This window comes from Pseudomonas alvandae (assembly GCF_019141525.1).
Lineage (GTDB): Bacteria > Pseudomonadota > Gammaproteobacteria > Pseudomonadales > Pseudomonadaceae > Aquipseudomonas > Aquipseudomonas alvandae.
In genome coordinates this window covers 1,120,318-1,133,874 of the sequence record NZ_CP077080.1, presented here as the reverse complement: position 1 = coordinate 1,133,874, position 13,557 = coordinate 1,120,318, and the positions used below count along the sequence as shown (strand labels likewise).

The window sequence follows — 13,557 nt, the reverse complement described above, 5'->3', positions numbered from 1 at the left end:
CACATGAAGCGCACCGCACTTGCTGGCTTGTTCATTTCCGCTGCGATGTTGGCCTCTCCGGTGTTTGCAAATAGCCAGGCAGACCTTTGCCAAGTCAACCTGCAAAAAATCAAGGACGCCAAGGTCAGCACCGAGGAAATGAGTGAAAGCATGAAATCTGACATCGATGCCACTATCCAGCAGGCCTCCGCTGCCCAGGCCAAAGGTACCGAGCAGGGCACGAAGGAATGCATCTCGCTGACCACTCAAGCCATTCAGAAATTGCAGAACAACACCAAAGGCGATCAGCAGTAATGTCGCGCCCGGCCAACCTTCGGGTTGGCCTCAGACGCGGATTGGCGTACACTGCACATGCCTGCCGCTCCAACAGATTCACGGAACGCCAGGTTCGGGGCCGTTTAGGATTCGACGCCGGTTGCGAAACTTTAGGTGCATGCCGAGTTGGTAACAGAACTCGTAAATCCACTGTTGCAACTTCCTATAGTTGCCAATGACGAAACCTACGGGGAATACGCTCTCGCTGCGTAAGCAGCCTTAGCCCTTCCCTTCTGGTACCTTCGGGTCCAGCAATCACCAGGGGATGTCCGTAAACCCAAAGTGATTGTCATATAGAACGGAATCGCCGTGCAGTACGTTGTGGACGAAGCGGCTAAAACTTACACAACTCGCCCAAAGCACCCTGCCCGTCGGGTCGCTGAGGGTTAACTTAATAGACACGGCTACGCATGTAGTACCGACAGCGGAGTACTGGCGGACGGGGGTTCAAATCCCCCCGGCTCCACCAATCCAACAAAAAAAGACGTCCTCGGACGTCTTTTTTTGTGCCTGGAATCCAGTCAAACCAAGCTCCCAGCACCATCAAGCAAGCAATACCAATCACTTCTGCGCAGCCAACACCCTACGCGCCGCTTTCTCATTTTTCATCGCCGCAATCTCCCGCTCACACGCTTCCACATCGAAAGAATTGTCCCACTTGGCAATGGCGATCGTGCCGATACCGTTCCCGATCAAATTCGTCACGGCTCGCGCTTCGTTGAGGAATCGGTCGATGCCCAAGAGCAGGACAAGGCCTACCAGCGGAATGGAGTGGATGGTAGTGAGCGTTGCCGCGAGGGTGATGAATCCGGCCCCCGCCACGCCAGCCGAACCTTTCGACGTGAGCAGGAAAACGCCCAACAGGATCATCTGGTCCATAAACGTCAGTGGCGTATTGGTTGCCTGGGCAATGAAGATCGCGGCCATGGTCAGGTAGATGCAGGTGCCATCCGCGTTGAAGGTGTAGCCCGTCGGCAGCACCATTCCCACCACCGATTTCTTGCAGCCCAGCTTTTCAAGCTTGACCATCATTCGCGGCAGCACGGCCTCGGTTGAGCACGTCCCGAGCGTGATCAGAATCTCGTCCTTGAAGTAACGGAGAAACTGCAACAGGGGCATGCCTGACCATCGAGCCACCGTGCCCAGCACGATCACGATAAAGACCAGGGTGGTGACGTAGAGCGCAATCAACAATTGGCCGAGGGACAGCAGCGTACCGATGCCATATTTGCCGATCGTGAACGCCATCCCCGCGCCAGCGCCAATCGGAGCCAGGCGCATGACCATGGCAACAATCTTGAACAGCCCTTGCAGGAACAGATCGATGGTATTGATCAGCGGTTTGCTGGTTTCCCCCATTTGAACCAGGGCCACGCCCATCAAGACAGAAAGCAGGATGACTTGCAGCATGACGCCATTGGAGAACGCCCCGATGAAGGTTTGCGGGATGATGTTCATGAAGAAATCAATGGTGCCCCCCTGCTCCGTGGCGGCTTGGCTGTACTTGGCGATAGCGCTGCCATCGAGCATGTCGACATTGATGTTCATCCCAACGCCAGGCTTTACAACATTGACCACGACAAGGCCGATGACCAGGGCGATGGTCGAAAGGATCTCGAAATAGACCAGCGCCTTGACGCCAATCCGACCGACCTCCTTGATGCTGCCCATCTTGGCGATACCGACTACCACGGTGCCAAAAATAATGGGGGCCAACAGCATTTTGATCAGCCTGATAAAGCCATCTGCGAAAGGTTGGAGCTTGGCGCCGAATTGCGGTTCGAAGTGACCGATTGCGGCACCGACCACGATGCCGATCAGCACCTGGACGTACAGCTGGCTATACCAGCGGGACTTGGAGATTTCCACGGGAGCACCTCATTTTATTGTTGTGATGGGCGTGTGGTGTGGCGCCAACGGTTGACGCCTGATAACGGCGGCCTCAGGCGAAGAGGCCGCGTTCGGGCCTGTCAGCCCTCGCCCAATTCGCGCATGACGGCGTACAAGGCGGACTTGGCTTCGAAGCCGACACCCGGAATGTCCGGCAGGCCCACGTAGCCGTTTTCCACGCGAATCCCGTCGGCAAATCCTCCGAACGGCTGGAACACGTCGGGATAGGATTCGTTACCGCCCAGGTGCAGGCCCGCGGCGATATTCAGGGACATCTGATGGCCCCCGTGCGGAACGACGCGACGCGAAGACCAGCCCATCTCCTCCATCACTTTCAGGGTGCGCATGTACTCGACCAGGCCGTAGGACAGCGCGCAGTCGAACTGCAGGTAATCGCGATCAGGGCGCATACCACCGTGACGCAGAAGATTACGGGCGTCCTGATGGGAGAACAGGTTTTCCCCGGTGGCCATGGGCAGTTCATAGTGATTTGCAAGCTCAGCCTGGAGTGCATAGTCCAGCGGATCGCCCACTTCTTCGTACCAGAAGAGGTTGTATTTTTTGATGGCCTCCGCGTATGCAATACCGGTCTTCAGATCGAAACGACCGTTGGCATCGACCGCCAGTCGACGACCATCACCTACCACTTCAAGTACCGCTTCGATGCGACGGATATCTTCGTCCAGAGGAACCGCACCGATCTTCATTTTGACAACGTCGTAGCCACGATCCAGATAGCTCTGCATTTCCGCTTTGAGCTTGGTCTGGTCTTTGCCAGGGTAGTAATAACCACCTGCTGCATAGACCCATACCTTGTCATCTGCCACACCGTCGCGATAACGGTCGGCCAGCAGGCGATACAGAGGTTTGCCTTCAATCTTGGCTACGGCATCCCACACCGCCATATCAATGGTGCCAACTGCAACGGAGCGTTCACCATGGCCACCCGGTTTTTCGTTGGTCATCAGGGTTTTCCAGATGGCGAACGGATCAAGGTTATTGTTTTCTTTATCGATCAGCGACTCAGGGTCGGCTTCGGTGATGCGCGCGAGGAAACGGTCACGCATCAAAGCACCTTGACCATAACGACCGTTGGAGTTGAAACCGTAGCCGATGACCGGTTTACCCTCGCGAATCACATCCGTGACGACAGCGACGACCGAGCAGGTCATCTTGGAAAAGTCGATGTAGGCGTTGGCAATTGGCGAGGCAATGGAAACGGTTTTTTCACGGATGTCGACGATGCGCATGGCGGGTTCCTCTTGTTGTTGATGGCCCCACGTTATGCTTTGCGATGACACCCGCCCAATGCTAATAATGCCGCGCCCCATGCACAGGAGGCATTGCCCTTGGAACTCGTTTGGCTAGAAGATTTTTCAGCATTGGCGGAGTACGGCAGCTTTGTTCGCGCCGCTGAAGCGCGCCACGTGACTCAACCGGCATTCAGCCGCAGAGTCCGTGCACTGGAAAACTGGATGGGTGTGGAACTGTTCGTTCGCACGCCACAAGGTGCCACGCTGACCGAGGCTGGGAAGCAGATTTTGCCCAGTGCCCAAGAGACGGCTAGACGCTTGTATCGCATGCGCAGCGAAGCCCAGGAAGTGGCAGGCATGGCGATCAAGACGCTGCAATTCGCGGCCACCCATTCGCTGTCGTTCACGTTTTTTCCGAAGTGGCTGAGAAGCACGGAGAACGGTGCCCCCATCGAGGCGGTGCGACTGCATTCCGATAGCATGGCGGCCTGTGAGCAGATGCTGATCCAGGGCCAGGTGCAGTTCCTGCTTTGCCATCGCCATCCGGATGTCCCGCCGCTGTTGGCCCCGGATCAGTTCATGGGCAAGAAGGTCGGCGAGGATGTACTCGTCCCACTGGCGAGCGCTTCCGCAAACTTTGGCAATGCGCCCGCAACGCTGCCGTACCTGGCGTATACCCAGGAGTCCGGGCTGGGGCGCATCGTCGCTCATCGACTCCAGGGCAAGGAAGAGTTCCTGCACCTCAAGCCGCTGTTCAGCAGCCACCTCGCCGCGGTGCTCATGTCCATGGCGCTGGAAAACAAAGGGGTGGCCTGGCTGCCAAGCAGCCTGACCGAGCAAGAGGTCGCCGACGGACGCCTGGTACGAGCCCTCGACGAAAGCTGGGATATCCCGCTGGATATTCACCTCACTCGTCCAACGGGTGCCATTAGCCCATCGGCGGAGGAGTTCTGGGCGAAGCTAAAGGATTGCTGAAGTTGCTTCGCCCGCGCCGGGCCATTGCGCCTCGACAGTCATCTCAGGTGTGATCGCGCCTCATCTCTGCCCATTCGATCAACGCCTGGATAGACGGCCCGAGTGCATGCCCCATGGGCGTGAGCCTGTATTCCACCTTCGGTGGCACTTGCGGATACACCGTCCGCAGCACAATGCCGTCCTTTTCCAACTGTTTTAGCTGTTGGATCAGCATCTTCTGGTTGATCCCTTCTATCAGCTTCTCCAGATCCGAGAAACGCAGCGCGCCCTTCGCCGCGAAAAGCTGGCACAAGATAATGATCTTCCACTTCCCTTCCAGCACGCGAAGCGTTTCGGTCGTTGCCTCGGCCCATTTCCGACGATTTTGCGGATCGCCGCAATCCCACTCCCGTTCCATTTCTTCCTCGATGGTGAGTTACACACCTTTTGGTAGGTACTTACCATTATCACATCAGCCTCCTAGAATCGGTGCAAGACAAATGACCCAGGAGGCTCAGCCATGAAAATCGGCGTCATCGGAACCGGTAATATCGGGGGCACCCTCGCTCGCAAATTCAAGACAGCGGGCCATGACATACGTGTTGCGAACTCTCGAGGCATCAACGGCGTTCGCGCATTCGCCGAAGAGATTGGAGCCGAACCGGTGGACATTCGCGGCGCAGTCGAGGGCGCGGATGTGATCGTGCTCTCCATACCGCTACCGGCGTTGAGCGCACTGCCTGCTGATCTGTTTGCCGCTGTACCGGGCAGCGTCCCGGTGGTGGACACGAGTAATTACTACCCTGGCCTACGTGACCCCAACATTGCTGAAATTGATCAAGGGATGACGGAAAGCGTTTGGGTTTCGAAGCAGATTGGGCGCCCCGTCATCAAGGCTTTCAACAATATCCTGGCTTATACCTTGGCAGAGTTGGGCAGTGCCCAAGGCACCCCGGGTCGCTTGGCAGCGGCAGTGGCTGGCGACGATCCCAAGGCGAAGGAAACGGTGATGTCCCTGGTCAACCAAGCGGGCTTCGATCCGGTGGACGGAGGTTCCCTGGAAGAGTCCTGGAGACAGCAACCGTGTACGCCAGGCTATTGCTGCGACTACGACGCCGATACTCTGCGCAAGGCGCTTTTGACCGCCTCCAAAGAGCAAGCCGCTGTGAAACGAGACGAGTTTCCTAAACACTTCGAGCGGCTCGGCCCCAACCCAAGCCATGCCGATACTGTCGCCATGAACCGCTCCTTGAACGCACCTGATTGACGCGTACTAACCGGCGCGATTTCACCCCGTCCTAATGCGACGAAACATAAACAGACGGACCAACAGGCGCAGGCAATGCATAGGTCGCCTTCATCCATTCAATCTCGGCCTGGGGCGTCCTGCCGAACATCCGCTTGAACTCGCGGCTGAATTGCGAGGCGCTTTCGTAGCCGACGTTGAACGCTGCCGTCGAGGCGCTCATGGTGTTGCGCAGCATCAATAACCGCGCCTGGTGCAGGCGCGTCGATTTCAAATACTGCATGGGCGAAGAGTCTGTCACGCTGCGAAAGTGCAGGTGAAAGTTGGGCACGCTCATGCCTGCTTCCTGGGCGAGCGTTTCGACATCCAGATGCTCGTGGTAGCTGCCGTGGATCTTGCGGATCGCCCGGGTAATCTTGCCGAAATGCCCCTGGCGACCGAGGGCGGCGCGCATCGAGCCGCCCTGCTCGCCGGTGAGGATCCGGTAGTAGATTTCCCGGATCAGCGACGGTCCGAGCATTAGCGCGTCGCCCGGATGACTCATGGCTTCCAGAAAACGCAGCGTCGAGCTGCGCAGCTGATCGTCCATGGGCGAGGCGTACATGCCTTTGGGTTGGGCATCGCTGGGGCCAAGGGTCTCATCCACTTGCAACATCAGCTCGCTGGCCAGTTGCAAATCGAGGCGCATGTAGATCGCCAGCATGGGCTCCTCGGCGCTGGCGTCGGTCTCCATGGTGAACGGAACCGGAACGGATACCACCAAGTAATGCTGGGCGTCGTACACATAGACTTCATCGCCCAGATAACCGCGCTTGCGCCCCTGGCACAGGATCACGATACCGGGCTCGTACAGAACCGGCGTGCGCGTCAGCGGCCGGTCCGAGCGAAGGAAACGAATGTCGTCCAGTGCGCTGAGGTTGTAGCCCTCGACAGGCGCAAGCTGTTCCATCAACTGCACCATGCACGCAGCGGCCTGAGTCATCGACGCCCCCTTTTGCTGGCCGTTCAACCGTCGGTCGAACGGGTCAGCGCTTCCCATTGATCAATCTCGCAGGCTGCCCGACTGAGTTTGTCGCGCACCAGGTTCAGTGCATCGCTGCCCAACAGCAAATGCGCGGGCGGCGTCGGGCTGGCTATGATCTGCAACATCGCCTGCGCCGCTTTGCGAGGATCGCCCAGCTGCTTGCCGCTTTTTTCCACGCGCGCTTTGCGTATCGGATCAAAACTGGCGTCGTAGTCGGCAATGCTCCTCGCCGTGCGCTGCATCGAACGACCTGCCCAATCGGTGCGGAACGATCCGGGCGCCACGGCCGTCACGAAGATGTTGAACGGTAGCAGCTCCTTGCTCAACGTATCGGAGAGGCCTTCGAGGGCAAACTTGCTCGCGCAGTAATAGGAAATACCCGGCATCGTAATGGTGCCGCCCATGGACGTGATGTTGAGGATATGACCGGCACGGCGCTGGCGAAAATACGGCACGAACGCCTTGGTCACCGCGACCGCGCCAAACACGTTAACGTCGAACTGGCGACGCATTTCCTCCAGCGGCGATTCTTCGAAGATGCCTTCGTGACCGTAGCCGGCGTTGTTGACCAAGACATCGACCGGGCCGTGGCTGGCCTCTGCCGCTGCCACTGCGCTATCGATTCGGTCGAACTCGGTGACATCCAGGATCACGCCGTGAGCACGCTCCGAGGAAAGCGCTTCGAAGGCCTGCAACGCCGCCTCACTGCGCACGGTGCCGATGACGCGGTGGCCCGCTGCAAGCGCCTCTTGCGCCAGGGCGTTGCCCAAGCCACTGCTCACGCCGGTGATGAAGAGGGTTTTCCTGTCGTGCATGGTGAACTCCAAATGGGTAGACAGGAGGCCATGGTAACGATCGAAAAATGGCCCACCTATGCCGGTTTGCCTTGGGGCATTGCCTATTCCTATCAGCGCGTCAGATTCCCGGGCCTGTCACACGGGCTGGCAACCTGGCCAAGCGATCCCAACCGTTCGCATCGATCCCCGAGCAATTGGGCAACCACAGCTTCTGCAGCGGCAATTGCTCGAATACGGGCACCACGGCCGACGTGATCCGCGATTCCCCTGGATCAGCACCCAGCGCCAGGTCCCGCAACGGCATACGCGCGAGATGGGCCACACCGGCGTCAGTCAGCCATGGACTGTCAAGCAAGCCCAGGCGTTGCAAGGGCAGGTCGCGCAAACAGTCCAGGTCGGCATCGCGCAGGTCCAGGCCGCTTATTTCAAGCTGCTCCAACGGCAAGCCCAACTGGACGAGCTTGCGCAACACCTTGCCATCGATGCCCCGGCAAAAACTCAGATCGAGCCGCTTCAGCGGCAGGCCGGCCAGTTGCTTCAGTTCCTTCCAGGTGATGTCGTTCAACGACAACTCCAGGGACTCCAAGTCCAGGCCATGCAGATCACCCAACGTATCCGCGCAGACACCTTGCACATCAGACAATCCCAAGCGCTTCAAAGGAAACCCATGCAGCACATCGAGCCGCTCGATCACCTGCCGCAGGCACTTGAGGTTCAGCTCCGTGAGCGGCATTCCCTCCAGGATTTCAAGGTCGTCTTCGCAGATGAACGCTGAATGGAGCGAAAGCTTATCCAGCGGCAAACCCCGAATCGCCTGCAAAACACTCTCGCCTGCATAACAGCCATCCAGACTCAACGAGCGCAACCCGGTCAGGTCGCGAAGCCAGGCAGGATCTTCGAGGATCGCGCCGCAGTCACTGAGCGACAACCGTTCGAGGGGATGACTGGCCAACTGCGCCATGCCGCGGGACGTCAGCTCACCCACGCGTTGCAACGTCAGTGAGCGCAGCTTGAGGCGTGACAGTGCTTTAAGGCCGTCGTCGGTGATGTCGTCGCAACGGTTCAACGACAATTCCTGCAACGGGCTGTCGCTCAGTTGATGGAGAAAACGGTCATCAAAATCTTCGCCGTAGGTTTGCAACTTCAGCCGGCGCAACCGCGTGGTCGGCGGTAGGCACTGGGCGTTATCGTCGCGGGAAAAATTACTGACTTCCAAGGCTTCGAGGGCATTGGCAGGCAAACGCTGCCACATCTGCGGGCCGCAGATGAACCTGGGGCTGTTGAGCACCAACGTGCGCAGGGGCAACCCGGCCAGGGCGTCACACCATTCTGGCTCGGCATTGTCCAATTCCAGATGATCCACCGGCAGGCCATGCAGTTGCGGCAGCAACGGGCCGGGGCGATTTGTCAGGGCCGTGGTGCTCAGTTGAGCCATCACCCCATTAGCCGCCGGATCGCCCAGCCCCGCCGCGACGCGCAAACCTTCCAGTGTCGCCTCCCCGGTATCGAGCAGGTCGCGATAGAGCGATGCGCGTGTGGTGATGTCATCGGGGTTGGCGGCGAGTTGGGCGATCAGCGCATTGCGAGTAGGGGTTGGCACGGTTTATCAGTCCGAAAGTCAGGGGCGCGAAAGACAAGTTGAGAGATGAAACAGGGCGCAAGAAAAACTATGAAGACGCCGTGCAAGCCGCTATGACCGCTTATCCAGGGCTCCTGGCGCACCGCAGACCCTAGGCTAGAGTCAATGCTTTGCCAAGTTTTAAAGGATTGAAATCATGCCCACCAGTTACAGCGCCCCTGGCATCATGATCGTCGATATTTCCGGGCAAGCCGAGAACGCCCAGGACGTGGTCATACAGCCCGACGGTTCGATACTGATCGCCGGCTTCACTGATCACCCCCTCGACCCTGATTACGGCATGGACTTTTCTCTCGCTCGCCTTCGCCCCGACGGGAGTCTGGATACTACGTACGGCAACGCTGGACGAGAGGAGATTCATAAACAAATCCCCCTTGAAAAAACCTACACCCTGCGAGTCCAGGCCGACGGCGCGGTCGTAGCCGTTCATGAAGGTCACGACGACTCGCCCATCGTCCAGCGTTGGGGCCCCGACGGCAAAGCCGATACGGTATTCAACAGCAACGCTGCGGCCAGCCTGTCCAGTGGGTTCGGCTATGGGCCGATCGTGGAGGCCAACGCCGATGGCGGTGTACAGGTCGCCGCAGTGGACGGCCAGTCGCTGAAGGTGGCCCAGTTGCTCGCCGATGGCACGCGCGACATGTCATTTGGCATCGACGGTGTGATGACGTTGCCTGCGCCTGGCACGCTTCAGTCCGTGCAAGGCATTACCACGCTGGCAGATGGCAGCATGCTGGTCCACGGCGCACCCGCTTTCCACAACAGCTTGTTCAAGTACACCGCGAGCGGGGAACTCGACACCGGCTTCGGCGATAACGGCGTCCTCGCACTGACGAGCTTTGGCAGCTATCGCGGCGGCGTGGCAGTGCAGGACGACGGCAAGATAGTGATGTCCGCCACGACCGCCTTCGATGACTTCACCGTAATGAGGTTCAACGCCGATGGCAGCCCAGACGTCAGCTTCGGCGACCAGGGCCTGGCTCGCATCGACCTGCCCGGTGTTTGGGCCGCCTCCACCGAAATCACGCTGCTGCCCGACGGCAAGATGCTGCTGGGCGGAACTGCTTTTGCCAACGGCGGCAGCGATTTTGCCGTCGTTCAGCTAAACGCCGACGGCAGCCTGGACACCACGTTCGGCAGCACGGACGGCAGCGCCAGATTGGTCGGTTCCTCTGGCAGCGACCTGTTGAAAGGCTTGGAGACAGACGAAATCCTGCGCGGCCTGGCAGGAGACGATGTGCTACAGGGCAACCTTGGCCGCGACCTGCTTTCCGGCGGCGCGGGACACGATGTGTTCAAGTACACCAGCGTAGCCGACAGCTTCCGAACCGCTGGAACCAGCAGCAGCGACCGCATACTCGACTTCAACCCCAGCGAGGACCGCATCGACCTCAGCACCCTGGGCTTCACTGGCATAGGCGACGGCTACGACGGCACGCTGGCGATCCGGAGCAATGCCGACCACACCCGCACCTATCTGAAAAGCTTCGAAGCCAATGCCGAAGGACAACGCTTCGAACTCATGATCGATGGCGACTTCGTCGCCCGACTTGACGACAATAACCTGGTATTCAGCGCGCCGGGCAGTGCCGCGCAAGCTGGGCCTGACAATGGTGCGGATCTGGCTGATCCAACTGCGCCAGGGTACGTGGAGCTGAGGCTGATAGGCATGACGGATCAGGATCCGACGGTGGTTTGATGAGGCCACGCAATAAATCTTTGGCCTTTTCACGCTGTGGTGAGGGAGCTTGCTCCCGTTGGGCCGGTCCGATGCTTCGGGCGAAGCAGCCTTACGATTTTGCGGTCGCTACGCAACCGAACGGGAGCAAGCTCCCTCGCCACGGTCACCTCTCTAGCGATGCCAATGTGCCCAATGGACGGCTGGTTTCGACCTTGTTGATAGCGGCAAAGCGATGTAGGGAAATACCACTGCTGGAACGCCAACGCTCCTACACGAAGCTCGGAAAGCGGTGTCTTGTGGCACTTGAGCGGGACGGCCTATAGTTCGTCGTCGCCCCAATGGCGACTCGGGTTTGGCGACCCGGAAACGAGGTAGCTCTTTCAACTGAATGAGGTCCTACCCATGAACCGATACATGCCCATCACCGGCATCGACTGCACCCCCGCCACCCTGCTGATCGACACCGAAGCCCCGCTGGATGTCCTCTTCGAAACCGCTGACTACCGCATCCGCACCGTGACCCAACTGCTGGAAAATATCGCGTTCCGCTCGGAGATCAGTTCCGACACGCTGGTGCTTTCCGACTTTTGCAAAGTGCTGACAATCGCGTTGCGCGACGGGTGTGATGTGATGGATGTGATTGGCAGGCGATTACGGGCGCAGGCGGCGGAGTAAGTGAAGACGGGCGACTATGGCCATAACGCAGCCCCCACCGTCGGCAGCAACTACATCTATCTACTCCGATGAGTTGTGGCGCAGTTCGTCAAGAACTGCGCCACATTTTCAACCAAAAATGGCGCGATTCTGAGAACTGCGCCATAATCGCGCCAAATCTTCTCTAACAGCGCCAACATAACCATGCCTTCGACCACCGACATACTGAACAGTATCCTGGCATCCAGGAGCGGGGCGAGCCTCTCAGAGCTTTTGACCAAGCACCCTGAAATCGCCCGGCGAACGGCGCAGCGCATCCTTGCAAACCTGGTCGAAAGCAACCAAATCACTGCACAGGGAGAAGGCAGGGCACGACGTTATTTCGCATTAGGGCGCAAAGCTGAAACCCACGCCCTGAACACTGACACCGATGCCTTCCCTGACTTCATTCCATTATCTGCAGACAGCCGGGACATACTCGCCTATATCAACCAGCCCACAGAAGCGCGCAAGCCGGTAGGCTACCAACGTGACTTTCTGGACGCCTATCGTCCTAACGAGACAGGGTACTTACCTGAGTCGTTGCGGCGCCAATTGCACAGGATGGGCAAAACCGCAGATGCGACGGAGCCAGCAGGCACTTACAGCCGGGCGGTCCTGAATCGCTTGTTGATTGATCTGTCATGGGCATCAAGCCATCTGGAAGGAAACACCTACTCACGGCTCGACACGCGACAACTCATCGAGCAAGGTAAGGCAGCACAGGGCAAGGCCGCTATAGAAACGCAGATGATCTTGAACCATAAGACAGCTATCGAGCTTTTGGTCGAGAACATCGAGAGTGCCGAGTTCAACCGCTACACATTGATGAACCTGCATAGCGCCTTGGCCGAAAACCTGCTGCCCAACCCAGCAGACGAGGGCCGAATTCGCCAGCACGCCGTCGACATCGGAAAAAGCACCTATCGCCCGCTCTCAACGCCACAGCAAATTGAAGATGCACTGGACGTCCTGCTTGGCAAAGCCAATCAGATCGCTGATCCGTTCGAGCAGTCTTTCTTCATGATGGTGCACCTGCCCTACTTGCAGCCCTTTGGCGACATCAATAAACGCACCTCCCGACTGGCAGCGAATCTCCCCTTGTTCCGTGCCAATCTTTGTCCGCTGACCTTTCTGGATGTACCGGAGCAGGCCTACAGCCGAGCCACATTGGGCGTGTACGAAATGACTCGGGTAGAGCTGCTTCGCGACCTGTATATCTGGGCCTACGAACGCTCAACACTGGAATATCTGGCAATCAAGCAAGACCTTGCGGAGCCGGACCCTTTACGCCTGGCATGGCGAGAGCTCATCAAGAAGACCATTCGGGAAATCGTCACTCACCCAGAGCTTGACCCATTGTCATGTATTCAACGCGCGGTAGCGGAATATGTTCCGGAAAGAGAGCAACCGGAGGTGCAAGCATTGATCGTCGAAGAACTCCGTCGACTGCACGAAGGGGTTCTCGCACGCTATGGGTTACGACCATCAGAGTTCATGTCCTGGAAGTCGCGCCATGGCCACTGATGGATGATCACTGAGGTGATGTTTGCAAAAAAAGGCAAAAAAGGGGACAGATCTATTTATAAACCAAGAAAAGCAATGGGGCTGCCCCTCTGCACCTAACAAAATAAATCTGCCCTTTTTTTAGTTGAGGCACAGAAGGTCCCATCTCCACTGAGGCTGTATCGTTGGTCCCAACCTATTAGATCACAAAGTAACCATTAGCGTGCCGCGCGTCGCTCAACCATGGACGTTATACACTTAAGCTTCTCTAAGACAAAGTCAGAAAAGTTCGATGCTAACACCTCAAACCCATCCAGCTCTGAGCTAACCTCTACAACTTGCCAATTATTCTTTGCGTCAAAAGCATATAGCACGTCGCTCGAACTCCCACCGATTACATAAACTCCTTCATAACCCTCAACTTCCCGACCGCATATAGTTGAATATTTTTCCGGACCATCATCAACGTAAAAAGCAGCGTCTAGCTCACCGAATCCAAAATTTTCAAGAAACTCAAGATAATCAGTAGGCACACTTTTTCGGTCCATTCAACACCGCT

General features: G+C 57.8%; 13 protein-coding genes and 1 other RNA gene. 7 read left to right on the top strand and 7 right to left on the bottom strand.

Features of this window, described 5'->3' with window-relative positions:
* Positions 1 to 3 precede the first annotated feature (3 nt).
* Both KSS97_RS04945 and ssrA read left to right on the top strand, forming a co-directional pair.
* Positions 4 to 294 (top strand): PA2433 domain-containing protein, encoded by a 291-nt coding sequence (locus KSS97_RS04945; protein WP_030139763.1) that lies wholly within the window; start codon positions 4 to 6, stop codon positions 292 to 294.
* Between the two features lie 96 nt (positions 295 to 390).
* Positions 391 to 784, top strand: a transfer-messenger RNA (tmRNA) gene (gene ssrA / locus KSS97_RS04940).
* Positions 785 to 876: 92 nt separating this feature from the next.
* On the opposite strand, the gene dctA is transcribed toward ssrA, so the two are convergent.
* Positions 877 to 2,184, bottom strand: a complete 1,308-nt coding sequence (dctA, locus tag KSS97_RS04935; RefSeq protein WP_217861229.1) for a C4-dicarboxylate transporter DctA — start codon at positions 2,182 to 2,184, stop codon at positions 877 to 879.
* 101 nt (positions 2,185 to 2,285) lie between these two features.
* The gene (locus KSS97_RS04930) at positions 2,286 to 3,455 is read right to left on the bottom strand and encodes a mandelate racemase/muconate lactonizing enzyme family protein (RefSeq protein WP_217861228.1); all 1,170 of its coding nucleotides are present in this window, start codon (positions 3,453 to 3,455) and stop codon (positions 2,286 to 2,288) included.
* Between the two features lie 99 nt (positions 3,456 to 3,554).
* Here KSS97_RS04930 and KSS97_RS04925 point away from each other — a divergent pair, with 99 nt between their 5' ends.
* Complete coding sequence (locus KSS97_RS04925) at positions 3,555 to 4,433, top strand: LysR family transcriptional regulator (protein ID WP_198797639.1); 879 nt, start codon at positions 3,555 to 3,557, stop codon at positions 4,431 to 4,433.
* 43 nt (positions 4,434 to 4,476) lie between these two features.
* Here KSS97_RS04925 and KSS97_RS04920 read toward each other — a convergent pair whose 3' ends face one another.
* On the bottom strand, positions 4,477 to 4,830 hold the full coding sequence (locus KSS97_RS04920) for a winged helix-turn-helix transcriptional regulator (protein ID WP_198797640.1): 354 nt from the start codon (positions 4,828 to 4,830) through the stop codon (positions 4,477 to 4,479).
* 102 nt (positions 4,831 to 4,932) lie between these two features.
* Between KSS97_RS04920 and KSS97_RS04915 the strand changes: the two genes are divergently transcribed.
* Positions 4,933 to 5,679, top strand: a complete 747-nt coding sequence (locus tag KSS97_RS04915; protein WP_217861227.1) for an NADPH-dependent F420 reductase — start codon at positions 4,933 to 4,935, stop codon at positions 5,677 to 5,679.
* Between the two features lie 31 nt (positions 5,680 to 5,710).
* Here KSS97_RS04915 and KSS97_RS04910 read toward each other — a convergent pair whose 3' ends face one another.
* From KSS97_RS04910 to KSS97_RS04900, 3 genes are all read right to left on the bottom strand, one after another.
* Positions 5,711 to 6,640 (bottom strand): AraC family transcriptional regulator, encoded by a 930-nt coding sequence (locus tag KSS97_RS04910; protein WP_217861226.1) that lies wholly within the window; start codon positions 6,638 to 6,640, stop codon positions 5,711 to 5,713.
* 23 nt (positions 6,641 to 6,663) lie between these two features.
* Positions 6,664 to 7,497 carry an oxidoreductase gene (locus KSS97_RS04905; protein WP_217861225.1) on the bottom strand — a complete coding sequence of 278 codons (834 nt, stop codon included), beginning with the start codon at positions 7,495 to 7,497 and terminating at the stop codon, positions 6,664 to 6,666.
* 100 nt (positions 7,498 to 7,597) lie between these two features.
* A complete protein-coding gene (locus tag KSS97_RS04900; protein ID WP_217861224.1) occupies positions 7,598 to 9,079 on the bottom strand; it encodes a leucine-rich repeat domain-containing protein in 1,482 nt (493 codons plus the stop codon).
* Positions 9,080 to 9,254: 175 nt separating this feature from the next.
* Here KSS97_RS04900 and KSS97_RS04895 point away from each other — a divergent pair, with 175 nt between their 5' ends.
* From KSS97_RS04895 to KSS97_RS04885, 3 genes are all read left to right on the top strand, one after another.
* Positions 9,255 to 10,817, top strand: coding sequence for a M10 family metallopeptidase C-terminal domain-containing protein (locus KSS97_RS04895; RefSeq protein WP_217861223.1), 1,563 nt, complete (start codon positions 9,255 to 9,257; stop codon positions 10,815 to 10,817).
* A gap of 384 nt (positions 10,818 to 11,201) precedes the next feature.
* Positions 11,202 to 11,474, top strand: a complete 273-nt coding sequence (locus KSS97_RS04890) for a hypothetical protein (protein ID WP_217861222.1) — start codon at positions 11,202 to 11,204, stop codon at positions 11,472 to 11,474.
* A gap of 183 nt (positions 11,475 to 11,657) precedes the next feature.
* On the top strand, positions 11,658 to 13,019 hold the full coding sequence (locus KSS97_RS04885; protein WP_217861221.1) for a Fic family protein: 1,362 nt from the start codon (positions 11,658 to 11,660) through the stop codon (positions 13,017 to 13,019).
* A gap of 197 nt (positions 13,020 to 13,216) precedes the next feature.
* Here KSS97_RS04885 and KSS97_RS04880 read toward each other — a convergent pair whose 3' ends face one another.
* Positions 13,217 to 13,546 carry an SMI1/KNR4 family protein gene (locus tag KSS97_RS04880; protein ID WP_225936091.1) on the bottom strand — a complete coding sequence of 110 codons (330 nt, stop codon included), beginning with the start codon at positions 13,544 to 13,546 and terminating at the stop codon, positions 13,217 to 13,219.
* Between the last annotated feature and the right edge of the window lie 11 nt (positions 13,547 to 13,557).

Excerpts from the sequence above, each read along its gene's own strand:
- KSS97_RS04945 (WP_030139763.1), top strand. The coding sequence starts at position 4 with ATGAAGCGCACCGCACTTGCTGGCTTGTTCATTTCCGCTGCGATGTTG.
- KSS97_RS04930 (WP_217861228.1), bottom strand. The coding sequence starts at position 3,455 with ATGCGCATCGTCGACATCCGTGAAAAAACCGTTTCCATTGCCTCGCCA.
- KSS97_RS04920 (WP_198797640.1), bottom strand. The coding sequence starts at position 4,830 with ATGGAACGGGAGTGGGATTGCGGCGATCCGCAAAATCGTCGGAAATGG.
- KSS97_RS04915 (WP_217861227.1), top strand. The coding sequence starts at position 4,933 with ATGAAAATCGGCGTCATCGGAACCGGTAATATCGGGGGCACCCTCGCT.
- KSS97_RS04910 (WP_217861226.1), bottom strand. The coding sequence starts at position 6,640 with ATGACTCAGGCCGCTGCGTGCATGGTGCAGTTGATGGAACAGCTTGCG.
- KSS97_RS04905 (WP_217861225.1), bottom strand. The coding sequence starts at position 7,497 with ATGCACGACAGGAAAACCCTCTTCATCACCGGCGTGAGCAGTGGCTTG.
- KSS97_RS04895 (WP_217861223.1), top strand. The coding sequence starts at position 9,255 with ATGCCCACCAGTTACAGCGCCCCTGGCATCATGATCGTCGATATTTCC.
- KSS97_RS04890 (WP_217861222.1), top strand. The coding sequence starts at position 11,202 with ATGAACCGATACATGCCCATCACCGGCATCGACTGCACCCCCGCCACC.
- KSS97_RS04885 (WP_217861221.1), top strand. The coding sequence starts at position 11,658 with ATGCCTTCGACCACCGACATACTGAACAGTATCCTGGCATCCAGGAGC.
- KSS97_RS04880 (WP_225936091.1), bottom strand. The coding sequence starts at position 13,546 with ATGGACCGAAAAAGTGTGCCTACTGATTATCTTGAGTTTCTTGAAAAT.